Source organism: Marinomonas sp. CT5 (genome assembly GCF_018336975.1).
Classification (GTDB): Bacteria; Pseudomonadota; Gammaproteobacteria; order Pseudomonadales; family Marinomonadaceae; genus Marinomonas.
On sequence record NZ_CP025572.1, the window covers coordinates 2889571 to 2916124 of the forward strand.

21 protein-coding genes are annotated in these 26554 nt (G+C 41.4%); 17 read left to right on the forward strand and 4 right to left on the reverse strand.

What is annotated here, in order from left to right:
- The first annotated feature begins 47 nt into the window (after window positions 1–47).
- The 6 genes from C0J08_RS13640 (at window position 48) to C0J08_RS13665 (ending at window position 7763) form a co-directional block, all read left to right on the forward strand.
- Window positions 48–2129 (forward strand): PAS domain-containing sensor histidine kinase, encoded by a 2082-nt coding sequence (locus tag C0J08_RS13640; RefSeq protein WP_212652486.1) that lies wholly within the window; start codon window positions 48–50, stop codon window positions 2127–2129.
- Window position 2130: 1 nt separating this feature from the next.
- Entirely contained in the window at window positions 2131–3504 is a 1374-nt protein-coding gene (locus C0J08_RS13645) for a sigma-54-dependent transcriptional regulator (RefSeq protein ID WP_212652487.1), read from the forward strand.
- A 132-nt stretch (window positions 3505–3636) separates the two neighbouring features.
- Window positions 3637–4524, forward strand: coding sequence for a helix-turn-helix transcriptional regulator (locus C0J08_RS13650; protein ID WP_212652488.1), 888 nt, complete (start codon window positions 3637–3639; stop codon window positions 4522–4524).
- Between the two features lie 22 nt (window positions 4525–4546).
- Window positions 4547–5083: a flavodoxin gene (locus C0J08_RS13655; protein ID WP_212652489.1), complete on the forward strand. Its 537-nt coding sequence runs from the start codon at window positions 4547–4549 to the stop codon at window positions 5081–5083.
- A gap of 256 nt (window positions 5084–5339) precedes the next feature.
- Window positions 5340–5654 carry a DUF3301 domain-containing protein gene (locus C0J08_RS13660; RefSeq protein ID WP_212652490.1) on the forward strand — a complete coding sequence of 105 codons (315 nt, stop codon included), beginning with the start codon at window positions 5340–5342 and terminating at the stop codon, window positions 5652–5654.
- A 222-nt stretch (window positions 5655–5876) separates the two neighbouring features.
- The gene (locus tag C0J08_RS13665) at window positions 5877–7763 is read left to right on the forward strand and encodes a methyl-accepting chemotaxis protein (RefSeq protein WP_212652491.1); all 1887 of its coding nucleotides are present in this window, start codon (window positions 5877–5879) and stop codon (window positions 7761–7763) included.
- Between the two features lie 89 nt (window positions 7764–7852).
- On the opposite strand, the gene gltX is transcribed toward C0J08_RS13665, so the two are convergent.
- On the reverse strand, window positions 7853–9334 hold the full coding sequence (gene gltX, locus C0J08_RS13670; protein ID WP_212652492.1) for a glutamate--tRNA ligase: 1482 nt from the start codon (window positions 9332–9334) through the stop codon (window positions 7853–7855).
- A gap of 102 nt (window positions 9335–9436) precedes the next feature.
- Window positions 9437–10228, reverse strand: a complete 792-nt coding sequence (gene xni / locus C0J08_RS13675; protein ID WP_212652493.1) for a flap endonuclease Xni — start codon at window positions 10226–10228, stop codon at window positions 9437–9439.
- Between the two features lie 118 nt (window positions 10229–10346).
- On the opposite strand from xni, the gene C0J08_RS13680 reads away from it, so the two are divergent.
- Window positions 10347–11603, forward strand: coding sequence for a hypothetical protein (locus tag C0J08_RS13680; RefSeq protein WP_212652494.1), 1257 nt, complete (start codon window positions 10347–10349; stop codon window positions 11601–11603).
- 197 nt (window positions 11604–11800) lie between these two features.
- On the forward strand, window positions 11801–13129 hold the full coding sequence (locus C0J08_RS13685) for a TolC family outer membrane protein (RefSeq protein WP_212652495.1): 1329 nt from the start codon (window positions 11801–11803) through the stop codon (window positions 13127–13129).
- Window positions 13130–13217: 88 nt separating this feature from the next.
- Here the strand turns inward: C0J08_RS13685 and C0J08_RS13690 are convergent, their stop codons facing one another.
- Window positions 13218–14516 carry a M18 family aminopeptidase gene (locus tag C0J08_RS13690; RefSeq protein ID WP_212652496.1) on the reverse strand — a complete coding sequence of 433 codons (1299 nt, stop codon included), beginning with the start codon at window positions 14514–14516 and terminating at the stop codon, window positions 13218–13220.
- 123 nt (window positions 14517–14639) lie between these two features.
- Between C0J08_RS13690 and C0J08_RS13695 the strand changes: the two genes are divergently transcribed.
- From C0J08_RS13695 to C0J08_RS13715, 5 genes are all read left to right on the forward strand, one after another.
- A complete protein-coding gene (locus C0J08_RS13695) occupies window positions 14640–16688 on the forward strand; it encodes a carboxy terminal-processing peptidase (protein WP_212652497.1) in 2049 nt (682 codons plus the stop codon).
- Between the two features lie 96 nt (window positions 16689–16784).
- Window positions 16785–17075 carry a LexA regulated protein gene (ybfE, locus tag C0J08_RS13700; protein ID WP_212652498.1) on the forward strand — a complete coding sequence of 97 codons (291 nt, stop codon included), beginning with the start codon at window positions 16785–16787 and terminating at the stop codon, window positions 17073–17075.
- 70 nt (window positions 17076–17145) lie between these two features.
- The gene (locus C0J08_RS13705; protein WP_212652499.1) at window positions 17146–17724 is read left to right on the forward strand and encodes a thymidine kinase; all 579 of its coding nucleotides are present in this window, start codon (window positions 17146–17148) and stop codon (window positions 17722–17724) included.
- A 2-nt stretch (window positions 17725–17726) separates the two neighbouring features.
- Complete coding sequence (locus C0J08_RS13710) at window positions 17727–18623, forward strand: recombination-associated protein RdgC (RefSeq protein WP_212652500.1); 897 nt, start codon at window positions 17727–17729, stop codon at window positions 18621–18623.
- Between the two features lie 276 nt (window positions 18624–18899).
- A complete protein-coding gene (locus C0J08_RS13715; RefSeq protein WP_212652501.1) occupies window positions 18900–20066 on the forward strand; it encodes a cation diffusion facilitator family transporter in 1167 nt (388 codons plus the stop codon).
- Window positions 20067–20118: 52 nt separating this feature from the next.
- Here C0J08_RS13715 and C0J08_RS13720 read toward each other — a convergent pair whose 3' ends face one another.
- Entirely contained in the window at window positions 20119–21432 is a 1314-nt protein-coding gene (locus tag C0J08_RS13720) for a DNA recombination protein RmuC (RefSeq protein WP_212652502.1), read from the reverse strand.
- Window positions 21433–21576: 144 nt separating this feature from the next.
- Between C0J08_RS13720 and C0J08_RS13725 the strand changes: the two genes are divergently transcribed.
- From C0J08_RS13725 to C0J08_RS13740, 4 genes are all read left to right on the forward strand, one after another.
- Window positions 21577–22194 (forward strand): YigZ family protein, encoded by a 618-nt coding sequence (locus tag C0J08_RS13725; protein ID WP_212652503.1) that lies wholly within the window; start codon window positions 21577–21579, stop codon window positions 22192–22194.
- A 2-nt stretch (window positions 22195–22196) separates the two neighbouring features.
- Window positions 22197–25025 (forward strand): RNA polymerase-associated protein RapA, encoded by a 2829-nt coding sequence (gene rapA / locus C0J08_RS13730; RefSeq protein ID WP_212652504.1) that lies wholly within the window; start codon window positions 22197–22199, stop codon window positions 25023–25025.
- Window positions 25026–25031: 6 nt separating this feature from the next.
- A complete protein-coding gene (locus C0J08_RS13735; protein ID WP_212652505.1) occupies window positions 25032–25667 on the forward strand; it encodes an RluA family pseudouridine synthase in 636 nt (211 codons plus the stop codon).
- A 500-nt stretch (window positions 25668–26167) separates the two neighbouring features.
- Window positions 26168–26542, forward strand: a complete 375-nt coding sequence (locus C0J08_RS13740) for a hypothetical protein (RefSeq protein WP_212652506.1) — start codon at window positions 26168–26170, stop codon at window positions 26540–26542.
- The last annotated feature ends 12 nt before the right edge of the window (window positions 26543–26554 follow it).

The window sequence follows — 26554 nt, forward strand, 5'->3', positions numbered from 1 at the left end:
CAAGACCCTAGATCGATTAACAATCGCCACAGGACGAGAGACTCCATTTGATTTCCCAATTCCGCAAACACCGTCTTTTCTTCCTATCATTGGGCTGTGCCGTACTCACTTTACTTTTTTTTGGCATTAATGCCATCTCTTATCAGGCTCTAATCATAGACAAACACTCTGAAGGCCAAGATAAACTGCTAAACTTTGTCATCGAGCTACGTAATGAATTAAAAAACTATCACATCTTGCCTTACGCTTTGGCAGATAATCCAACGCTATTAGCCTTTATGAACAACCCTAAAAACAAAAAGCTAACGCGACAACTACAAAGGCAACTGGAAGACCTAACACACGTATCAAAAACCCAAGACTGGTTTATCTTATCAGCAAAAGGTGACTTACTCGTTTCAAGTGAACAGTCACCCAATTTTGACTTAGATGAGTATTTTGATAAACAAGATCTAAGCAAAGTATTAAAAGAGCAACAAGGCGAATACATTTTAGTGTCTGGCTATAACACACAGCATCATAAATCCGCTCACCTAGTACTTGCTCCTGTATATACAAAAAAAGGGCTAGCAGGTGCTATCGCTGTTCGAATCAATGTTAGTCATTTGATTGAGCGCTGGAATCTTTTGGAAGATTTAGTGGTAATAACCGATCAAAACAACCTTATTTTTTTAGCCAGTAAATTAAACCGATTATTAGTTAAAGATTGGCTTAATAACTATAATGACATTCAATTTTTAAATAATACCCGCTCTAAAATCTACCATCTAAATGATGGCAACTATCTTTTGCAAAATGTCACACTAGATGACCTAAAATGGCAAATCCATTATTTATCAAGCTTAAAAAGCATTGAAAAGAAAGCCCGCAATATCGCTTTTATCTGTCTCGGTATATTCGCATTAATTTTTCTTTTTTGGCTCTATAGACGTGAACGAGCCTTAAAAATCGCATCAAAACTGGAAAACGAAATCCTTGTTGCCAAAAGTGCACAGCGTCAGCGTGTACTAATAGAAAATACCCACGTGGGGCTTCTTCAGCTAACCAAAGAAGGAGAAATTTCTTTTGTTAATCCCATGGGACTACGCTATTTTGGTCAAACAGCAGAACTAAACAACCATTTCCTCCATGAATTTTTACCTGATTGCCCAGAAAATCACACCGCACTCTCCTTTATAAAAGCGCTACAAAATCAGCTCTCAAATGTAAATGATCGAACCAATAATTTATTGGAACAAGAAGTATTGCTACAGAAAGATAATGGGCACACCTTTCCTGCTCTACTGTCTGTGTCTTCCTTAGAGTGGAGTGATAATCAAGGCTATCTCGTTACGTTAATCGATATAAGCAAACGAAAACGAGCCGAGCTCAATCTATTAGAAGCGAATACTCGCCTTGAAGAGCGAGTATTAGAGCGGACAAAAGCCCTAGAACTGGCACAAAAAGAACTATTAAGAACAGAAAAACTGGCGGCAATAGGACAAATGTCAACCGCCATTGCTCATGAATTAAATCAACCGTTAACAGGCATAAGAACCTTAGCTTATACCGCTGAACTTTTACTTAAACGACAGGATTCAGAACAGGCCCTCAAAACACTTCTAGACCTAGAAACACTAGTCGTTAGGATGCAAAGTCTTACTAGTGAATTAAAAGTACTCGCTTACCGAAGACCTGAACAATTAGCTCCCACTTCTATAAAACATTCATTAGACAAAGCAATCGAAAGCCTTGGTGACGATATTCAGTCCGTCCAATGGGAAATCAAATTAAATAATTTAGATACAGTTATCGCAGAACCAACTCGCTTAGAAAGAATTTTTTCGAATCTTATCAGCAACTCTGTACAAGCTTGTGCGGAATTTAGCATCGCACCCTGTATTAAAATCTCTCTTCAAGAAGATAATAAGCAAATTATTATCAGCTACCAAGACAACGGACCAGGCATAGAGAAAGAAAAACTATTGCATATTTTTGAGCCTTTCTTCACCACAAAACCTATAGGAAAAGGCCTTGGTTTGGGGCTTGCGATCAGCGCTAACTTGGCAAAAGACATGAATGGAACACTCAACGCGAGTCATAACAGTGACTCGCAACTGATATTCCACTTAACACTATTAAAGGCATGATATGGATAACAACAATACAAATAACCCAATTGAAATCTGGCTTTTAGACGATGATGATATTGTTCGCTCGACGACAACCCAATGGTTACGCCTATCTGATTACAAAGTAAAAGAATTTCAAAACCCTCAAACTCTCATAGACAATTTTAACGTGGGACTGCCTTGCATTGTTGTTAGTGATATCCGAATGACGCCCATAGATGGGTTAACACTGATGGATAATTGCCTAACCAAAGAGCCAGAATTGCCATTCATTTTAATTACCGGCCATGGCGACGTCGACACCGCCGTTAATGCGTTACGAGATGGTGCCTTTGACTTCCTTGAGAAGCCCTTTGACCCAAATCGATTATTACAAACTGTAGAAAAAGCCATTCAACTAAGAAAAGTTCAGTTGCAACACGCTAATCAATCGCAATACCTCGGTGACCTACATGGCCTAGAAGAAACCATTATTGGCCAACATGAACAAATGATTCGTGTCAGACAGCAAATCCAAACTTTTGCCAGTATGGATACTCATGTCATTGTTTATGGCAAAACAGGTTGTGGCAAAGAGCTTGTTGCAAAAGCGCTGCACGATTGCAGCCCCAGAAAAGCAAAACCCTTTGTTGCTATAAATTGCGCCGCCATTCCAGCTGAGCTTTTTGAAAGTGAACTATTCGGCCATGAAGCAGGCGCTTTCACAAGCGCTAATAAACAAAGAGTTGGTAAACTGGAATATGCCAGTGGTGGCACATTATTTCTAGATGAAATAGAAAGTATGCCTCTCGCTATGCAAATTAAATTACTGCGAGTATTACAGGAAAACCAGCTTGAGCGTGTTGGCAGTAATAATACGATCAAAATAGACTTAAGAGTGGTTGCGGCAGCTAAAAACGATTTGCAGACACTAGAAGATTTTAGACAAGATCTCTTCTTTCGACTAAATGTGTCCCAAATTCACCTTCCTGATTTACGCAACAGAGGCTCTGACATCCCCCTACTATTCGAACATTTCTGTCGTATAGCCGTTAAAGAGCGCGGAGGAGAACTTAAACAACTTAGTCCAATCGATCATGAAACACTAACATTATATGGCTGGCCAGGTAATGTTCGAGAACTTAGGAATGTCGCACTACGGTATGCTCTTGAACCCAATACAAGCGTTGCCAAAATCCTAGCAGGCTATCAAGCCCAAGATGATATAGACACCATCACCCCACTGCCACTTAGTGTAAAAGTACAAGAGTTTGAGCGTAGCTTAATTGAAGCCAGCATTAGACAACAAAAAGGCAATATTCAACTCGTGTTAGAACAGCTTCAACTACCACGTAGAACCCTAAATCAAAAAATGCAAAAATACGGGCTTAATAGAACCGACTATTTGAACTAACCTTTCCAGCACTACATCTAATAAACATATCAACAATGTGATTCTCATATAAAAAAATTAATGAGAATCACTTGCATTAAAAACCAAAAAAACCTTTAATGATAACCATTATCAAATTAGAGGTGACATACGATGCAATTAAATATGCACGATGTGTATGACAAAGCAGGAAACATCAAAGAAGAACTATCGTTCTACTTATCTGGACATAAGAGACAACTTGCTTTACTTCCAAGCCTACAATTACTTAATCAGCGATTAACTAGCAATATAGACCTTTCAATTTACGAAGAGGCTCAAGCAGGACTTTACTTTTCTTTCTTGGGAACAGGGTCAATAAAAACAGTTGACGAAATAAGTTCAGTACAAATTATTTACTGCCCTCAAAACTCAAGTGGCAACTTAGTCATGGCAAAAGGTGATGAACATAGCTTACTGCAAACCCGAATTACCCCTGCCCACCTAGCCGCGGTACTTAGTGAAACCGAAGAGCAAATCACCCAACACTTCTTGACAATGCAAGATAAATTAGGTAATGAGCAAGGAATTATTGAGCTTCCCCTTACCCCAAAAACCATCTCAGCTATTGAGCCCATATTGGCTCATAGCGGACACTCAATTAGCCTTGCTGGATACCTATATTCAGCCATTTTCATTCTCATTGAACAGTTACAAATGATGAGTCACCTATCTCATTGTGAAAACTGCCAAGGAAAAATTTTTCACGCGCAGAATTTAATAGAAATGCCAGAGCATGACGCTCTAAATATTCAACATCTGGCTCATCAGGTCGGCCTAAATTCCGAAGCCCTTACACTAGGCTTTAAGCTCATTGTTGGTCAATCTATTGAAAAATATCAAACACTCTGTCGCATTAAATTTGCTGCTGCGCAATTGAGACAAGACCCTAACGCTAAGTCACATATTGTTGCTCAGAGTGGTCTTTCAGAAGACCAATTTGAGGCGGTATTTATTCAACACTTTGGTGTCAGCAGTCACCAATATGCACAAATCCACTAAATTTAAACAGTTAAGGCACAACATGGCTCAATCAACAATTGCCCTCATTTACGGTACAGACACCAACAACACAGAAGAAGTTGGCCACAAAATTGCCAAGCAATGGGAAGAACTAGAAGAAAAAGTCGATATATTCAATATAAAGGACATTACCCTTAATCAACTTGAACAGTATTCCATGCTTATTTTGGGCATCCCCACATGGGATTTTGGTGGCATTCAATCGGATTGGGAAGAAATTGGCGACAACTTAGGTGAACTCGATCTTGAAGACACTGTTATTGCCTTATATGGCCTTGGTGACCAATTTGGTTATGGCGACTACTTTGTGGATGCTGTCGGCTGGCTATATGAGAAATTATTACCGACAAATGCCACCTTCATAGGCCAATGGTCTACAGAAGGGTATGAGTTCGAAGCCTCAAGAGCCTGTGTGCATAATAAAGAAACCTTCGTGGGTTTGGCTATCGATGAGGATCAACAGTTTGAACTTACTGATCAACGCATTGAGCAGTGGGTTATCCAGCTTTACGCTGAAAGAGCAGTAGAAGCCGCCTAAATTATCGCCTGACTGGCCATTTGAATGGAACTAACGACTCAAATTTGGTTTATCCAAACATTCGCTGCCCCGAATGCCCAAATTTAGTTTCAATCAATGAGATAATTTTACGATCTACTCTAACATGCGTGAAGAACGTGGCTACCTCTCCTTTCTCTCCTGCTTGGAGGTAGCCACGTATTTTTCTCCGACACTATTTTTTTATTGCTGCTATTCGTTATGATGTAACTATTTTATTAAGACATAGTTGGCATAAATGAACTTACAACTTTCAGACATAGTAATACTTCTTTTTATTTCTGCTGCTATATACTCTTGGTGGAGGAACGCATCTATCCGTGAACAGGCACTCATTAGTGCCAAAAAGCACTGCGAGTCACTCAACCTTCAATTATTAGAAGACAGTGTTGCTGGTGATGAATGGAAACCCTCTTGGCATCATGGGGCGATCAAAATCAAACGAACCTACAAATTTGAATTTAGCTCCAGTGGAATAGCACGTTATTCAGGTAAAATAACCTACCTTGGCAATAAAAAAACTCAGATCTGGTTAAGCCCACATGACTTCTAGGAAAGTTACCATTTGCACCAAAATCGCCATGTTTGATAAATCGCAAATAAAAGCACAATTTTATGTCAATTAATTGCAAACAAGGCCATATTAGAAATAGAATACTTAAGTAGTTTTTTGTAAAGCATTGATAGACATAAAAAACGTATGAAGATAAAGTAGAATTTGCTCATATACTAATGGCTATCGGCTGAACCTATAATAATAAATGCAGGACATAATATGTTGGCAAATCTTAGTTTCCGTACCAAGTTACTCTCTCTTCTTATTGCTGCTATTCTTGGATTCGTTGTCGTAACTGCGGTTGCTTTACAGGGATTAAGCGTACAAGAAACGTCTTCTTCTAAATTTGAGCGTCTCACAGCAGTAGATAAAGACCTATCATCTTTAATCATTACCTTGATGGAAGAATACGAATCCCTATCTAAAATAGATGACAGTTCTTATGAGAGCTTTCTTGAACAATTAAACACCAATTATGAGAGTTTCATCAGCTCACTTGAGCAAGATAAAAACCTTCTTGTAGATCCTGAAGCGAAAAATAACATTGAGAACATTACCGTCTCACTCACAAACTACATAGAAGCACTAAAGCAGCTTGTTCAACAAAGACAAAAAGTAGGCTTTAATGGCTCATCAGGCTTAAAAGGTAAAATCTCTGAATTAGGTGAAAAAGTAACGGAAGAAATATCTTTCCTCAGCCTAGTTAAACAAGAATTTTTGCCTGTTCGAGAAGCAGAAAAAAACTTTATTTTTGAACCTGCTCCGGAAAATAAAGCCGCCTTTATGGAACGCTATGACAAATTCTACAAACGCGTCAAAAACTTTGGCCTAGAAGAACGTTTTGGTGAAGTCATCAATCAATACTTTTCAGCTGTAGAAGACTTTGATAGTGAAAACCAGAAACTTATTGGTCTTCAAACCGAGTTTTCCAATCAAAAAGCTAATTTTGCTCAAACTCGATCAGCCGCTGTAGATTACATGCAACAGGCAGTGGTAGATGCTAGAAAACAAGCTTCTGCAAGCTCACAACAAGCCAGCATTAGCTTAATTATTGTGAGTGTTGTGGTGGCGATTATTGCCGGGCTTATGATGATGGGAATTGGCCGTAGCGTTAATAAGACTCTCAACCAAATCATGAAAGACCTTGGCAAAGTGAAAAGCGGAGACCTAACGGCTCGTCTTTATGTCAACCACAAACGTAACGATGAATTTGACTCTTTGTGCAGCTCGGTAAACGAAATGACCACCGGTCTCGGTTCCGTTATTGGCGAAGTCGTTGATACAACTCAAGGTGTTAATAACATGGTGACAGAGTTAAACACCTCTGTTACCAACATTGCACAAAGCAACCGCTCAGTAAGCGAGCAAACCAACTCTCTTGCTGCTGCAACAGAAGAAATTTCAACAACAATTTCTAGTATTTCTAGTACAACAGAAGATTTAAGTAGTCAGTCTCAAAACACTTATGAATCGGCTAAAGTGGGTGCTGAAACTATTAAAGGCGCCCTATCCAACCTCTCTAGCACTATTAGCGTGGTTAATAAAACCAGCGAGCAGCTTAATGAACTTGGTCAGTTATCGAAAGATATCGACAATGTTATCGGTATGATAAATGACCTAGCCAATCAAACTAACCTGCTTGCATTGAACGCAGCCATTGAAGCCGCGCGTGCTGGCGAAGCTGGCCGAGGTTTCTCTGTTGTAGCAGACGAAGTACGTTCTCTAGCAGAAAAAACAGTAGATGCCACAGCTAAAATCACGGATATCGTAAGCACGATCCAGTCCTCAACACAAACAGCTATCGAAACTATGCACAGCGGTCAAGAAAGCCTGCATTCGATTGAAGAATTCAGTGAAAAGGCAGAATTGGCAATTCGTGAAATTGAGCGAAATGCACAGACAAGCTCAGCCTCCTCGATTGATATGGCACGCTCTATCCAAGAAGTGGCTAAAACTGCTGTACATATGAGTGAGGAAATGGACAAAATTGCTCAACAGCTTCAACGTGATAATAGCTATATCAATAGTATTGAGGGCAATACTAGTGACATTCATAATCAAGTTAGCAGCCTAGACAAAAAAACAAGCGTTTTTACTACTCGTTAATATAAACAAAACGACCAAAAAAAACCGACTTCAAAGTCGGTTTTTTTTCATCTAACCATGGCCTAAGTGTTAACCCAAAGGCCAATCAATTACAAGCCAGCGTATTCTTTTTCCCAGCGCTTCGCTTCTTTCTTAGATGGGCCACCTAATACGTTCACGGCAGTACGCATACGAGCACGTGAAATATCAGAGCCTAATATGGCCATTGAATCAAACACTGAAACAGACGCGGTTGTTCCTGAGATAGCAACAAACAAAGGTGCGAAGAAATCTTTTGGCTTAATTTCCATCACCTGAGCCAATGTTTTCATTTCATTAAAAATTTCGTCTTTTTCCCATTTACTCAAAGTTTCCAAACGCCATAAAGCAAATTGCATTGCTTTACGAAGCGTTTCCTCTTCCATTTTAATAGAAGCAAAATCTTCTTTGGTAATAGGCAGCATACCTTTGAGAAAGAACCCAGCGACATCCGCTACATCAGAAAAGGTCTCAACTCGCGGTATTACTAGCGGTAGAATCTTCATTAAATATTCAGGGTTAAGCGCCCATTCAACATATTTCTGCGCAAACGATTCTGGTGTTAAATTCTCTCGAATCCACATACCGTTCAGCCAGCTTAATTTTTCCACATCAAAAACAGGGCCACCTAAAGAAACACGCTGAATATCAAAGTGTTCAATCATTTCATCTAAAGAGAACTTTTCACGTTCATCAGGCATAGACCAACCCATACGCCCTAAGTAGTTAATCACTGCTTCGGACATGTAACCCATACGCTGGTAATACAAAATACTGGTTGGGTTTTTACGTTTAGATAGCTTAGATTTATCTGGATTACGCAGTAGAGGCATATGGCAAAGCGTTGGCATATCCCAACCAAAGTACTGGTACAACAAAATATGCTTAGGCGCAGAGTTGATCCATTCTTCGCCACGAATAACATGAGTGATTTTCATCAAATGATCATCAACCACGTTGGCCAAATGGTAAGTTGGCATGCCATCCGCTTTTAACAAAACTTGCATGTCTACTTGAGCCCAATCAATTTCGATAGTGCCACGAAGCATATCCTGAACAACACATGTGCCCTCTTCAGGAATTTTCATGCGAATAACATAAGGAACGCCAGCATCTAGTTTAGCTTGCACCTCTTCTGGAGTCAGGTTTAATGCACGGCCATCGTATTTTTGTGGCAGACCCTGCTCTTTCTGCTCAATACGCATTCGGTCCAACTCTTCCGTGGTTTCAAATGCATAAAAAGCATGGCCTTTCTCAACTAACTCACGCGCATATTGAGCGTATATGTCACCTCTCTCACTTTGGCGATAAGGGCCATATTCACCACCGACATCAGGACCTTCCGCCCAATCTAGGCCTAACCAGCGCAATGCGTCTAAAATCATCTTTTCCGATTCTGGCGTACTACGAGTCTGATCAGTATCTTCAATACGTAAAATAAACTTACCGCCCATTTTGCGTGCAAAAGCCATATTAAATAATGCAATGTAAGCTGTACCTACATGTGGGTCGCCTGTTGGTGAAGGCGCAATACGTGTTCTTACCTCTGACATAAAAATCTCATTTATCCGTTGCCTGAAATGCCGCTATTATAAGCGCCCCATAAGATATGAGTAAGGGGTTAAACCTATCTTTTCTACTGAGAAGTTTGATATTCACTCAACTTTACTTTCGATATACCTAAGCTGTGAAAGTCTAACCCCAATTTCCACATCCGTTTTCAAAGCAACTAATGAGCGAGACAACAAGCATTGCTCATATCCGCCAGCTAACATTGACTGAATACGCTCTGAGAAAGACGATAGATTTGCATAAATTTGTTCGATAGTTGGAAAGGAATTTATTATCCCTAGAGCCGTTTTTGGTCCAATCCCTTTAACTCCTGGGATGCGATTGGTGATATCTCCTACCAAAGCCCAATAGTCGGTCAACTGTTGTGGTTCAACGCCATACTTTCCGGGCACCCAGATTTTGTCGTACCCTAATTTGGCAAAATAGTCATATTGGAGAATACGATCATCCCCTAATAATTGAGTAAACCCTTTATCTGTGGAGATGATATATGACTTCACATCCCGGTTTGCAGCTTTGACAGCTAAAGTTGCAATAAGGTCATCCGCTTCCCAGCCATTTATTCTTAAACAAGGCAAATGATTAAACCGAAATACCTTAGCAAACTCGGGTAAGGCGTTAAGCAGCGCATCATCCATTGGAACACGCCCTAACTTATACTCAGGATAAACTCTATGACGCCAAGTTTTACCATTTGAGTCAAACACAACCACAGCATAAGAAGGAGAAAACTGGTGAGTCAGTTTCGCCAAGGCTTCGACTGCAATACTTTGCGTTCGCTCAATTCGACGATCTAAATCTTTTTCAGACTCTAGCGCCGCATAAAGTCGTCGAATCAAATTCAATCCGTCAATAATGAGTAATTTTTTATCCACATCAAAACCTTATTTTTGCTACATTGCTTTACGTTTAATTAAAAAGATTAGGGTAACATCATATAAGTTTCACCACGACAACTTGTAAAACATGACTACCAACAAAAAGGACTCTGTTATGAAAAAACAACCGACTTATTTATGCCTTAGTATTCTATTAGGCATAACGAACCAAACTGCTTTTGCAACACCTATTAATGCGGTTATTGGACTGGACAACAGTCAAGTTGTAGAAAATAGTTCAGAGCTGAGCCTAACGCCAAATACAGGAACACTTTTACCACTACAAGAGAGTTTCGCACCGATAACCCACTTACAAAATAACCACGATACGAATTGGTTTGATCAAATAAACCATAAAGTCAGAGTTGAGCATAAACTACGAGACTTAAACTATACCGGCACGCTAACAAAAATAGAGCAAGACTCACGCTCTTTTGTCCTTAGCAGTAAAGACTATTCAACCAAATTGCCCATGGATGACTTCTATCTAATTCCATTAGAAACCCCAAACATGGAAAACAAAATTCCAGCTACCGATACCAACAGCGAGAATACACCTCCAACTTATAAAGTCAGCTATCAGACAAACCAACTTTCGTGGACTCCTCAGCTCAGCTTGATCATAGATGATGATAAGGTCAGCATTTCTCAACAAGCACTTATTCACAATAACTCAAGCTCTATAGTCCAAATACAAGACAGCCTTTTACATTATTCAAGAACTACAGCGCCACGACTGTTTAAAACAGAGCGTTCGTCATTGGCTATGAGCGCTGATCGTCCAGACGTAAACTATCAAGACAATGAGATAAGCTATACCCTTGGAGGCACGCTTTCTATTTCCCCTTATTCAAATACATTAATCCCCTTACCTAGCAGCGACACAAAAATAGAAAAGCATATCCACCAAGCCAAACTGTACACTTATGGCGGTAATTCAGGAAAAATAGAATTAAACTTTTATAATAACCTACGCTTTACCTTACAAAAAAATGGCATTCCAGGTGAATACAAAACCTTTTGGAAAAGAGGTGAGTTACTTATCCCTGGCAATACGGTCCACTTAAATACCATTCGTAAAGGCAACTCAATCGATGTCATAACCAACAAAAGTCAAGATATTACTGGTTACCTCTCTTTAGTAAGCGCTTCTTCTCAAAAACTGCCTAGTACTCAAGTTTGGAAGGCAACCATTATTAACCATTCAAACACCCCCCAAGCATTTTCTGTAGAACAAAACACGAATGGCATAGTTGAAGTATTAGAAGGTAAGGACTCAGCTCAAATTCAGGCGAATAGCTTAATTATTTCAGGCAATATTAAGGCGAACTCGAAAAAAACCATCACTTATAAAATAGACGTAAAAAGCTAATATTCATCAATGTGAAAAATTAAATGCTAAAAAGCAGTACGGCTTGCATTAATTTTTCACATTAAAAGTCTATTTAAAATATTTCGTTATGATATGGTCAAGAGTCATAATAGATATAGCAATATAAGCACTGCCACAAGATAAAAACTTAAGGTACTATTATAACTATATTTCATAATACGAGCCCACAGAGATCTATGAAAAAGCATATTATACCCTCACTTATTGCCGCGGCTGTGTTAAGTAGCACAACTGCTCACGCTGAAAGCATTTACGAAGTATACAAACTTGCCCAACAACATGACCCAAGTTTAAGAGCTGCTGCTGCCACTTATCAGGCACAAAAAGAAGGTGTAACGGTTACCAAAGGCAACCTATACCCAAATATCACTTTTAACGGCAATCTTGGTTACGATAAAACCGATACTGACGCTAACAACTTTGACAGCACCTCCAATACGTTAGCCTTACAGTTGAACTATCCTATTTATTCGCCTGCTCTAGGCTACGCCGTTGACTCTGTAGAACTGAGCTCAAAAAGTGCTGGTATTAGTTATACGAATGCAGCAGAAGACCTCGCATTGAAGACACTAACTGAATACTTCAATTTGTTAATTGCGCAATCAACACTGCAAACAACCGAAGCATTAGTAAAAAGCACAGCCAGCCAGCTAGACCGAGCCAAAAAACAATACGAAGTGGGCCTAGCCTCCATTACGGACCTACAAGATGCTCAAGCCGAATATGACTCTGTTCGAGTAACCGAGCTAAGCGCTCGTTCCAGTGTATCTTATGCTCAAAAAGCTTTGTACCAAAGAACAGGACAAGAGATAAAGAGCATTCCCCAACTAGCTAAAGACTATCCAATCCGTCTAGATCCAAATATGTCAGTTGATTCTTTGATTGCTAAAGCTCGTCTAGATAACAAAGAACTGCAAATTCTGAACCTTTCAGTAGAAAGCGCAGAAAACAACGTTAATATCCAAAAGGCCAATGGTCGTACCCCGACGGTTTCAATCACAGGTTCGTTATCAAGAAAAGATACCGATTATAGCAGTGGCGCGCCGGCTTCTATGCGTGACGGTGTAACCAATAATGCGTCTGTCGCATTGGGAGTGAGTATTCCTTTATACAGTGGTGGAGCAATTAACGCATCCGTTCGTCAAGCTACATCACAAGCTGAGTCAGCTACAGAACAAAGAGCCAGTTCACTACAAGCAATTGAACTGAATATTCGCAGCCTATATCTTGACTTACAAACGGCCGTTGCACAGATTGATGCTCAACAGCAATTGATTCGCTCTCGAACAAGTGCTTTAGAAGCAACAAAAGCGGGCTATGATGTTGGTACTCGTAACCTTGTCGAGCTATTAGATGCACAATCTAACCTCTTCAACGCACAAAATACCTACGAGCAATATCGCTATAACTTTGTTTTGAAAAAACTAAACCTATTAGAAGCTACAGGCGATCTTACCGAAGACAAGATCAAAGAGTTGGACAAATGGTTAGTTGCTAAAAATTAATTGTAAATATGAATTATTAGCCATAAAAACCGTAAAATCATGTTTTACGGTTTTTATGTGCTTGACGTTTAATCAAACCATCATCAGGTTAACGAGCGATTAATTTTTCTCTTTGAGTAAATCGAACTAACACTTTATATAATCCATAAGCATCTCGGCTACCTGCCAACTCACGAATAGAATGCATACCAAAAGTCGGTAAACCTATATCAATCGTTGGAACACCAATTTCACCGGAAGTTATAGGGCCAATCGTACTACCACATGCCATATCACTTCGCACCACAAAACATTGCACTTCATAATTCTCTTGTGCCGCTAAGTCACGATAAATACCTGCCGTCTCACTATTGGTTGCATAACGCTGATTAGCATTTACTTTGATAACGGCCCCTTTATTAATCGAAGGTGCATGCAACTTATCATGTTTATGTGCATAGTTAGGGTGCAGAGCATGCGCATTGTCTGCAGAGACCAACATAGAACGCTGAATGGATTGAACATACTGCTCAGGATTTGGCGTTAAACGATGTAAAACATCCTCTAAAAACGGCCCATTTGCACCACAAGCGGATAAACTTCCAATCTCTTCATGATCGGTACAGATAAGTAAACTTGGACGCTGATGATCGTCATTCAGTAAAGCTTGCAAGCCTACAAAGCAACTTAACAAATTATCTAAACGTGCAGAACAAATATACTCTTTGTGCAGACCGACTAAAGCGGCGGCTTGCGTATCGTATAAACTCAGCTCAAAATCCAGGATAGTATCAATAGACAAATCCGCATATTGCTTTTGCAATTGTGTTTTTAAAAGCTCATGCAGATCAAACTCATTTTCAGCACCACACAAAATTGGCAAAATCTCTTCTTGTGGATTAACCGAAAAACCTTCATTGGCTTGTCGGTTCAAATGAATGGCCAAATTAGGAACGACAGCAATTGGACCTTTAAAATCCACCAAGCGACTAACAATATCACCAGCCTGAGTTTTTAACGTAATACGACCAGCAATGGATAGATCCCTATCCAACCAAGTATGCAACAAAACACCGCCGTATACTTCAACACCCAGCTGATGATATCCAAATCGATCCACTTGAGCGTTAGGCTTAAGCTTCAAGCAAGGGCTATCAGTGTGAGCGCCAATCATACGCCAACCTGATTGACTGATATTAAGTTGTGGCGTTGTAAACGCGATCAGTGAAGATTCATTACGGGTGACAAAGTACTTCCCCCCCTCTTTAATTGACCAATCATCAGCTTCCGATAATTCCGTGAAACCTTCAGCAATTAAAGCACTACGCATACTCGCAGTAGCATGAAATGGTGTTGGTGACGACTGAAGAAATGACAGTAAAGAGTCATTAAAATTTGAGAATTCCATAATACCCTATGAGCAAAATGCTTTAAAAAAGTGACTTTTTAACACTTAGGCTAGCCTTACAGCCCAGTGTCTAATATGATTTTAACATTGACGTATAAAATAGACAGAGAGAGCCCATACCGGATGAACTATAAACGCCTTTTGCTTTGCCTTTTAACCGGCTATACCCTTGCCTCGACTTCTGCGTCCGCATATCAAGAGCTGCAGCCTCCACATGAATATGACAAAGTATCAAAAGAGCTCGTGGAGATGCTGGAAGCGATCCATTATAACAGACCCCACATTGATGATGCTATTTCAGAAAAAGCGTTTGATTATTACATTGATTCATTGGACCCAAGTAAAAGTTTTTTTCTAAAAAGTGATATTGATAAACTAAGCCAATACAAAGACAGTTTTGATGACGCCTTGAGAAACGGTGATACACAAGTCGCTTATACCATTTACAACCTATTTCTAGAGCGTTTAGAAAAACGACTAACTAGTCTGCAGTCGAAATTACCTGAAATGGTTAAAGGCTTTAATTTTGAACTCGACGAATCCTTTAACGCTGACCCAGAAGCTCGAAAATGGGCAACAACAGAGGCGGAACTAGATGACTATTGGCGAAAACGCCTAAAAAACCGCGCACTTACACTTAAACTCAATGGAGAAAACCAAGATAAAATCATCTCCATCCTTGAAAAGCGTTACAAAAATCAACTGAAACAAGTCGATCAAACCAATGCCACTGACGTTTTTCAAACTTTTGCGAACTCTGTTACCGCAGCGCTAGATCCTCATACTACGTACTTCGCACCAAGAGCCTCAGAAGCCTTTAATATCAATATGAGTCTTTCTTTGGAAGGGATTGGCGCCGTATTACAAATGGACGACGATTACACAAAAGTCGTCCGCTTAATTCCCGGTGGGCCTGCTGCGACACAAAGCGATTTATCACCTAACGACCGAATCATTGCCGTAGGACAAGAAGGCAAACCTATGATCGACGTGGTTGGAATGCGCCTTGATGACGTAGTCGATATGATCCGTGGCGAACGTGACACAACAGTGAAGCTTGAAATTGCGCCTAGCAAAGGAGACACACAAGCCAGTAAGACCATCAGCATCGTGCGCAAAAAGGTCAAATTGGAAGATCAATCAGCGAAAAAAGAAATCGTTGAAATCGAACGTGACGGTGAAAAATACAAAGTTGGCGTTATTACCTTGCCAACCTTTTATTCTGACTTCGCGGCCATCCAAGCAGGCGAAAAAAACTATAAAAGCTCGACCAGAGACACTAAAAAACTTATTGAAGAACTTCGTAAAGAAGACATCTCAGCGCTAATCCTTGATTTACGAAACAACGGTGGCGGCTCACTACAAGAAGCGAACGCCCTAGCGGGTTTATTTATTCCTTCTGGACCGACAGTTCAAATACGTGATCAAAGTGGGCGTGTAACACCTCTAGGAGACTTAGACAAATCCATTGCTTATAGTGGACCTATGGCCGTTCTAGTAAATCGCATGAGCGCATCCGCTTCAGAAATCGTTGCTGGAGCTTTACAAGATTACGGGCGAGCCTTAATTCTAGGTAACCAGACCTTTGGCAAAGGCACAGTGCAGGTATTGCAAGACTTGGACAAAGGCCAATTAAAAGTAACTCAGGCAAAATTTTATCGAATTTCTGGTGAAAGCACGCAACACAAAGGAGTCATGCCAGACATTATTTTCCCTTCGCTAATTGATAAAAAAGCAATAGGAGAAAGCGCACTAAAAAATCCATTACCTTGGGACAAAATCCATGAAACTCGCTACCCAATTTATTGGAACATGCCTGCGTATTTGCCGATTTTGGAACCTCGTCATGAAGCTAGGATGGCAAAAGACCCTAATTTCATTGCGATTAATGAGCAAATTGCCGAGTTCAAAAAGCAAGAGTACATGTATAGAAACATTTCGCTTAATGAAAAAACTCGCATCAAACAACGAGAAGAAAATAAAGCCAACGACCTTAAACGCGAAAATGAACGTCGCAAAGCGCTCGGTCTTGACCTACTTACTTCAGTAGAAGATATCAAACCCGTTGAAGAAGATACTTACGCTAAAGAGGCGTCAGAAATTCTTCTTGATTTCATTGCTACGAATCAAATGGCGCAAGCACAAGCTAAAAAGAAAACAGCGCAAAATTAAAAGTACAATGTAGAGAACGAAAAACACCGATAGATTGTTTTTCGTTCTCATTTTGTATGCTCTATATAACCCCTTAATTCAAACGAACTTTACACCATGGCAAAAGCGTCATCCGATCGGAATACAATCGACCTCTTTGGCAAATCACCAGGCCGCCCTAGAACGCAACCCCTTACCCGCAAAGATCAGCTAAAACTCAACAAACGAGCACAACGCGAAAAGGCAAAAGCTCAAGGCCTAAAACGCTTAGAACTCGTCGTTGAACAAGACATTATCAATAAACTCGATCAGCTCTGTGAAATAAGCGGATTAAAACGCGCTGAATGGTTAACCCAACAAATAAACAAAAGCATAGAGAAGCCGAAAAACACAAGACCCAAAAAATAAGGTCATTCCCGATATTCATTTGCTATACTCTTCAGCCAAATTCATTAGCGAGCGAACAAACAGACTCAATATGGCCAAACTGTACTTTTACTACTCGGCAATGAACGCAGGAAAATCTACCGTTCTATTGCAATCCGCTCATAACTATCAAGAGCGAGGCATGCGAGTATTGCTTCTTACAGCATCAATAGATAATAGATTTGAAACAGGGCATATTGCCTCTCGAATTGGCATTTCCGCTGAAGCCAGTCTGTTTGATAAAAACACAAATATCGCGACCTTGATAAAAGAAGAAAATCAACAAGAAGCCTTAAACTGTATACTTATTGATGAAGCACAATTTCTAACCAAAGAACAAGTGTACGACCTTTCAGAAATTGTTGATAAATTGCATATCCCTGTTTTAGCCTTTGGCATTCGTACTGACTTTCAAGGTGAACTCTTTGAAGGAAGTAAAGCGCTACTTGCTTGGTCAGATAAGCTTATCGAGCTAAAAACCGTCTGTCATTGTGGCAGCAAAGCGACTATGGTCATTCGACTTAATGCACAAGGAATTCCCGTTAAAGAAGGCGCACAAGTAGAAATAGGCGGCAATGACCGCTACTTGTCCGTTTGCCGAAGACACTTTAAAGAAGCCGTGAGAGATTAATTATGTGGTTCAAAAATGCCCAGATTTTCCAATTAAAAGACACCGAATCACTAGATACCAATGAATTAATTGACAAAATCCCTGAATTCCCTTTGAAGGAATGTGGTTCACAGGAAGAGTTCTCTTTTGGCTGGTTACCACTTATTCGTAATAGCGAACAATGGAGTCTTGCTAACGGTCGCTGTTTATTATTCCGTGCTGGCAAGGAAGAAAAAGTGCTGCCTTCTGCCGTTGTCCGTGAAGAACTTGAAGCCAAAGTAGCTGAAATAGAATTAATTGAAGGCCGTAAAGTGGGTCGGAAAGAAAAATCCGACATGAAAGACGAATTAGTTTTCACCCTTCGTCCAAAAGCTTTTTCTAAACGCACTGACATCTGGGCTTACATTGATCTAGAAGCAAAAATTCTAGTTCTCAACAGCACCAATGCCAGTATGACTGAGCAATTATTCAAACATTTGCAAACCACTTTGGGCAGCTTCCCAATGACACCTTTGCAAGCACAAGTCTCCCCTTCTTCTTTAATGACAGATTGGTTAACAAAAAACGAAGTCCCAGCGAGCTTAGAAACTGGTGATGAATGCGAAATACAAGATGCCTCTGAAGACAAAGCCACCATACGGTTTAAGTCATTAGAGCCATTATCTGAGGATGTGACACGCCATTTAGAACAAGGGATGGCGGTGAAAAATCTAGGATTGCGTTGGGCAGACAAACTCAGCTTTGTATTACACGATGATCTGACATTACGCAAAATCAAATTTGATGACGCGCTAAAAGAAGCGGCCTTTAATGACTCCCAAGGCGGTGGTTTGTCTGACATGGATGCCAATTTCTCACTAATGTCATTGACGATGAGAGAGTTCTTTGCTTCATATCGTTTGTGGTTTGAAATTAATTAATCATTCTCTTCCAAGCTTTTCCACAGATATCGTGGATAAGCTTGGGGAGAACATTGGGTAAGCGAGATAACATGGCGCTCCTGTAAATTTCAGCCAAAAACGAATGATTCACCTAAGACCCATTAACCTTTATTAGCAAGAAAAAACGATACTAATTTCAATTTATTTCACTATAAAATCTGCACTCTTAATAAAAATTTAAGACAACGTTATTAAGATAGATTATGTTAAGAAAAACCAACTCTTTTCCGACTTTATAGCAGGCTCACCCATTTCATGACCGATCAAATTCAAGAACAAAATATAGCAAAGCGAGTCACTCTCGTTGGCGCCATTTGGGATGCGTTATTAGGCTTAGCAAAAATAGTGGCCGGATATTTTTCTCAATCCCAAGCTTTGATAGCAGATGGCATTCACTCTTTATCCGATTTGGTCACAGACGTATTTGTTTACTTTGCCTCAGCCAACTCTCGCCAAGGTCCTGACGAAAACCACCCTTACGGACACCTTCGCTTTGAAACATTAACCACCGTCTTTCTGGGCATTGTACTTATTGTGGTTGCGCTGGGTATTGCCTATGAATCCATTAGTGCGGATTCCTCCCGAGCGGAATTTACTTGGTACGGTCTTGCTGCTCTCATTACAACCATCTTAGTTAAAGAAGCCATTTTCCATTACACCAAAAAAGCCGGTGATAAAATTGGTAGCAAAATGCTGATTGCCAATGCTTGGCACAGTAGAAGCGATGCACTTTCGTCGGTTGCCGTGCTCATTGGATTATTTGGTGTTTACTTCGGTTATGGCTGGGCCGATATGGTAGCCTCTATCGTCGTAGCCTTGTTAATCGGCAAAATGGCTGTCAGCATGGTATGGGAGAACTTAGCTGAGCTTGTGGATACCGCACCAGATCCTAAATTGATTGAACAAATTAAAGAAACCGCCAACAGTCTAAAACACGTAATGGCCCCCCACGATGTCAGAGCAAGATCCATGGCTGGGAAAATCTACCTAGATATGCACATTCATGTTCCAAGCCACGCCAGCGTAAGTGAAGGTCATTATCTTGGTGATTTGGTGGCCTACACGATCAAAAAAGCTCATTCACAAGTAGAAGATGTCATGGTCCACATAGACACAGACGAAAAAATTCAAACCGAGAGCTTTCTCCATGAATCCGGCAAACCACCGCATTTAAAACTGCCTGCTCGCCACCAAATATTGGCCGATCTAGGATTCTTATTACGCCAGCATACTGGCTATGTGGATATTCCCAACTCCCGTTTGCATTATTTAAACAATCAACTTGATATTGAAATTATTGCCAAGTCTGAGAAGGTTCCCGAAGGTATGAATCCGCAAGAGCTCACCCAGAGAATCCTTCAAGAACTGCAAACAGCTAATTACATAAATAAAGCCACTGTAATGTGGGTCTTTGCAGAGTAATGTACCAAATCATTGAAGGTCTGCTTACTCAGACCTTCAACACTCTCTGCCATTAATCCTTTGCTTGATCGGTAATAGCGTCATCATTTAAATACCCGGCTGGCAGTGACTTGCTCGTCTTCGCTCCCATCAACTTAAGCTTTTCTGCTCTTGCCAATAAGTTGCCTCGCCCTGCCGTGAGTTTTTTCAAAGCTGCATCATGGGTACGACTCACGGCATCAAGCTTACTGCCAATGTCATCCATGTCTTGAACAAAACCAGAAAACTTGTCGTACATGGCGCCAGCCTGTCGAGCGATTTCGATGGCATTTTGACTCTGCTTTTCATTACGCCAAATATTTTGGATCGTACGCAATGTCGCCAACAAATTAGACGGTCCGACAATAATAATATTGTGCTCGAAAGCTTCACTAAATAATCCATTATCGCCTTGTAACGCCAGACCAAAGGCCGCTTCAATAGGAATAAACAGAAGCACAAAATCCAATGAAGTAACCCCAGGCAAATCATGGTACGACTTAGCACTTAGCTCTTTCATATGTCGTCGAACCGCATCCAAATGCTGCTTTAGTGCTCGACTTCGATCTTCTTCGGTTTCGGCTTCCATGTAGGCCAAATAGCTGATTAGCACCATTTTTGAGTCGACAATGATCTGTTTGCCTTCAGGTAAATGAATCACCACATCAGGCTGTAAACGTCGCCCTTCTTCCGTTTGATATGAGGCCTGTGTTTCGTATTCGCGCCCTTTTTCTAATCCCGAACGCTCTAATATTCGCTCTAGAATGACTTCACCCCAACCACCTTGCAGCTTATTTTGGCCTTTTAGGGCATGGGTAAGACTTACCGCATCATCACTGATCTTCTGATTAAGCTGTTGTAATCCTTTAATCTCTTTTACCAAAGAAAAGCGTTCTCGGGCTTCTTCTTGATAGCTCTTTTCAACACTTTCTTGAAATTTTTGAATTTGCGAACCGAGCGGCGTTAACAAAGAGCCTAACTGGCGCTCATTTTCTTTTGCTAACTGCTGACCTTGCTGACTCATGATCTCCTGAGCCATTTGCTTAAACTCAGTTTCATTTTGCCTTTTTTGCTCTCGATAAAAGGCTTCTTTCTCCTGCCACACACTTTGAGCGGCACCAAACTGTTGCTCCAAAGTTAAAGACTCTTTCTCTAAATAATGAATTTGATCCTTCGCCTGCTCTAAAAGACGCTGTAATTCCTCATTTTGTTGCTGCATTTTTTCCTGTGTGTGCTGCCACTGACGGCGCATAGCCTGTACAATACCACCAGCAATACCAGATAGAAGAATCGCGCCGATACAAAAGCCCGATAACACCCAAACTGATTGCGAAAGCCAATCTGTCATATGAAATAAAACTCGCTATATAAAATGTCTATTTTTAACAAAGTGAGGTCTTGGCATGACGTCGCGAATAAAGACAATACGAGTCTATTTTTGAATACTGAATTGGCGTTTGCGCCACTCATGCTAAGGTCTCGATAAGTTTACATGGATTACTACCTAAGCCCAACACACACGCAACGCTTTGATCTAGAAATAAAAAACAGTCAGTTCATTACGACCGTTGCTCGAACCAATGGTCGTGATGCCGCCAAAACTTTTATTGAAGAGATACGTCAGCGTTACCCAGATGCCAACCATCATTGTTGGGCCTTTATTGCAGGCATGCCTAACAACGCCCATTTATGGGATCAAAGTGATGATGGTGAGCCAAAAGGAACGGCGGGAAAACCCATGCTAAATGTGTTGCAACACTCCGACTTTGGCGAAACCACGGTCGTCGTTACACGTTACTTTGGTGGTGTAAAGCTGGGAGCAGGCGGTTTAGTAAGAGCTTATAGCCAAGCTGTGCAGGAAGCACTTTCGCAAACAGAATATGAAAATATCTATCCACGTCGCCCTGTTCAGTTAAAAATCGCCTACCCTTTACTTGGCAAGGTTGAATATTGGCTTGAGCAGAGCGATATAGAGATAACGAACAAAACATACAGTGACAGCATTGTCATTGACCTTGCTGTGATTGAACGTACTTGGCCCGATCATAAATCTACATTGAATGATTTATGCCAAGGCAGCTTAACTTTAATTGAACCGGACAACGAATAACTATGTACCAAACTGGACAAAGATGGAGTAGCCGCAACGAGCCAGACCTCGGTGTAGGCATGATAGTAGACACACAAAATAAGTCTTTTACATTGCACTTCCCTGACGCGGAAGCAGAACGCCAATACTCGAATGACCAGACCAGCCTTGTCCGTCGCACCTTAACCGTCGGCGACCAATTGCATTTTCAAGATGAAACCTTCACCGTCTTGGAAGTCGAAGAAATTGATGACTTAATCGAATACCGCATCAGTGATGATGACGACTGGTTAGAAGAGTCCATCATTCAATTTCCACGAAACGATAAAAACGAGCTTGATTCATTACTTGCCCTGTCCCCTGCTCGCCGAATGTGGTTCGACTTACGTCGTCACACTCTTGAGCACCAGGCCGCTAATGCCGCCTCTCCGGTACGGGGCTTGATGGGCTTAAAAGCTGAACTACTGCCGCATCAGATTTATCTCGCGCACGATATCGCCAACCGTCCAAAAGCACGCGCGCTCTTGTGTGATGAAGTCGGGATGGGGAAAACCCTAGAAGCGGGCTTGATCTTGCATCAGCGCCTATTAAATGGCCTATGTAAACGCGTTCTGATTTTGACACCAACCAACTTACAACATCAATGGTTGATCGAAATGCTCCGCCGTTTTCATCAGCCATTTTCGCTTATCAACGAGTCTGTCTATGAAGACTTTATGGACGGTGATGACAATCCATTCGAACAACAGCCATTCGCGATAGCCCCAATTGACTGGGCAAGCCAACACCCGAAAGCGACCCAGCATATGCTGGACGCCGAGTGGGACATGGTTATTGTCGACGAAGCACACCATCTAGCTTGGCACCCAGAAACGCCAAGTATTGGCTACCAAGTTGTTGCTCGTCTCGCTGCGAAAACAGAGTCACTGTTGCTATTAAGTGCGACGCCGGAACAAACCGGTGAACGTGAGCACTTCTCTCGCCTTCAGCTTTTGGATGCGGATCACTACCATGACTTTGATCATTACCTAGCTCAGCAGCAAGAGTTTAAAAAAGCCGCTGAACTGGCAGAATCCTTACTGCCGTTTACCCAAGATAATCACACCGAAACGGCCCTCGATTGGAACGGGGCATTCGGCTCGTACCTACAAGAAGTCAGTGCAAAAGATTGGTACCAAGATCTTTCCACTCAATCTGGAGCACAACAAACGGAAGCCGCCAAAGAAGCCATTAGCTGGTTAATCGACCGTCATGGTACTGGTCGTGAAATGTTCCGTAATACTCGTGCTGCAGTGGGCGGTTTCCCTGACCGTTATCTACATTCATACCCACTAGAAAACAACGAGCATTTCGAATCCGCCAACCATCACGTCCAGCCTGAAACCGAAGTAGCGGATGGCTTGTGGGAAAAAGACCCTCGTTGGAACTGGTTAAAAGAATTCTTAGAATGCCAAGCCGATAAAGTATTGGTTATTTGTCACACCGCCGACATGGCGCAATGGCTAAACGATCAACTGACCTTTGCTGGCTTCCAAAGCGCCGATTTTCATGAGCAAATGCCACTGATTCATCGTGATCGTGCTGCCGCTTATTTTGCGGACGAAGATGGCGCGCAAATTCTTGTGTGTTCTGAGATCGGCAGTGAAGGCCGTAACTTCCAATTCAGCCATCACCTTGTCATGTATGATTTGCCAGAACATCCAGATCTACTAGAACAGCGCATTGGTCGTCTTGATCGCCTTGGGCAACTCAACGACGTACAAATCCATGTGCCATACATCAAAGACAGTGTTCAAGAACGCTTATTCCACTGGTATCACCACGCCCTAAATGCCTTCTGCCGCACAACCGGTTCTGGCGATAAAGTAGAGGAAGCTTTCAAAGACAGTCTACACGCCTACTTACACGGCCAAGATGACGATACTGACTTATTAAAAGAAGCAAACATCTACCATGAAGCTTTGTTAAAGCAAATGGAAGAAGGCCGCAACCGCTTGTTAGAAATGAGCTCATGCCGCCCAGAGCAAGCTCGTGAACTCATTGCTCAAATTAATAATCAAGCAACCAAAGGTTTGCATCACTACATAGAACAAGTCACGCACGCGTTCAATATTTACGCAGACTGCATCAATGATGATCCAGATCGCGCTGCATGGTTTATCCGACCTTCAACAGACATGATGTTAGAGGCACTGCCGGGCATTGAGGAAGAAGGCAAAATGCTGATGTTGGATCGCCGTCAAGCCAGCCAACGTGAAGACGTCGCCTTTGCCACTTGGGAACACCCATTAATCACTATGTTAATGGACGAAGTGCAAGGTTTTGATTCAGGCAAACTGACTTCCGCCATCTTACCCATCGCCGCACTGCCAGAAGGCACGGTACTTGTGGAAAGTATGTTTGTCATTGAAGCCACGGCTCACCCACGTTTGAAATTGGCGCAATCTCTGCCAATGACCCCAATGTGGCAACTGTCTGACTCCAACGGCAAATTCCTCCATCAGCAATTTACCGCCGATAAATGGGCTGAAAAACTCAAAGGTGTGCCAAACCGTGTAGCAGAACAATGGGTAGCCGCTTTGCGCAAAAACCTCATTGAAGTTCTGCAAACTCACCAGCTAAATGCTCAAGACCAAGCTCGTCCGATCGTTCACGCAGCGAAAACGTCTTATCAACATCGTTGCCAAAACGAAATCGAGCGCTTAGTTGAATTAAAAGCATTTAACGACACCATTCGCGATGAAGACATTGAACGTCTTGAAACCAACATGCAAGAAGGTTTGGCTCGTATCGACGAACACCAAATCCGCTTGGACGCGATTCGTATCATACTCACCACTAAACCGGAATAGCATCCTGTGCAGGATACCGTACCGAACTTAGAGATATTGTACGAAGACGAATGGTTTGCCGTGATAAACAAACCTGCTAACTGCTTATCTGTGCCCGGCCGTGGCGCAGATAAGCTCGATTCTATCTTGCATCGAGCAGAATGCTTATTTGGTGAAGCCTTTGCCATACACAGACTGGACGAAGCCACATCGGGCTTAATCCTCGTGGCAAAAACCCACGAATGCCAAAAACGCATGTATGCGCACTTTCGTGAACGGGAAGTAAAAAAAGAATACCGCGCCTTGCTGCGCGGTCATCTTTTAGGAGAAAAAGGCGAAGTACGAAAACCACTGCGCTGCGACTGGCCTAACCGTCCAAGACAGATTATCTGTACTGACGAGTGGAGCAAAGACTCCATCACCTACTGGGAAAAAATGGCTTACGAGAACAATACGACTCGTGTTCGACTCGTGCCCTTTACCGGTCGCTCCCACCAACTTCGCGTCCACATGCAAAGCCTTGGGCACTCTATCATTGGCGATGAATTCTACGACCCAGAATTTCAGAACGATCCTAGATTATTGTTGCATGCCTATCGGCTGGAGTTTAGGCACCCTTTTACCAAAGCATGGGTAGCCTTTGTCGCGGCTTGTCCGTTTTAATAACAAATCCTTCTTTATTCCCTCCTCTGTCTTCCAAGGGAAAATCGGAGGATGGGGTTAATCCCTTCTTCAGGTTCCATTCAAACGCTTTGTATTCGTCAGCTTTTATTCTGCTCTTTAACTCAGGAAAATTGGAACGTTTAACTTTTGCTAACGCCTAAAAACCTCAACTCAGAAGATAAATTTCTCAGACACACAACTCTTCTTTTGTACCTGCTAATAAAAGCTGCTTCTTGGCTGTGATTTCGTATATCCCATAGGTCAATAGCGTGTTGTCTATTAAGCCAAAACGCTGATGTATTGCCAAAGGACGCCATTAGTCCTATTTCGATTGATTCGTTTAACACACCACGATTAATAAAGCGGCCCTTTGTTTCCACGATTGACAGCCATGATGTTAACATTCTCTCTTGTCACTACCATTATGAAGCTAAAAGACAAACAAGATGCTCTATGTAAAGTCATTTCTCACTATTTTTGCTCTCGTTACAGTGAGTCTAATGATTGATCGTTTTTTTGAATTTTTTAATATCCCTATTGTGACTTTAGACTTAATCTTCTTACCTGTTTCTGCATTTCTCATCTACTTTTCCGTAAAACCAAATCTTCTACGTGGAGGCTTTGTATCGGATAATATTATCAACTACTCCACAAAAAAGTTATGTCTTGCAGTACTCATTGTTTTATCGATTTTAGTGTTATCTTCCGTGTTAATGTATATTGGCTTTAATGAGCCATTATTATTAATGGATGGAAATAGAGGTAAGCTCCATGGCTATTCCTTACTCTTTTTAGGCTTAGCTTTATTTACTCTCTTCTCACGTTTTGGGTATCTTGCTTTATACAAACGCTACAATTCAAAAAAACGAACTTAAAAGGAATCTTCT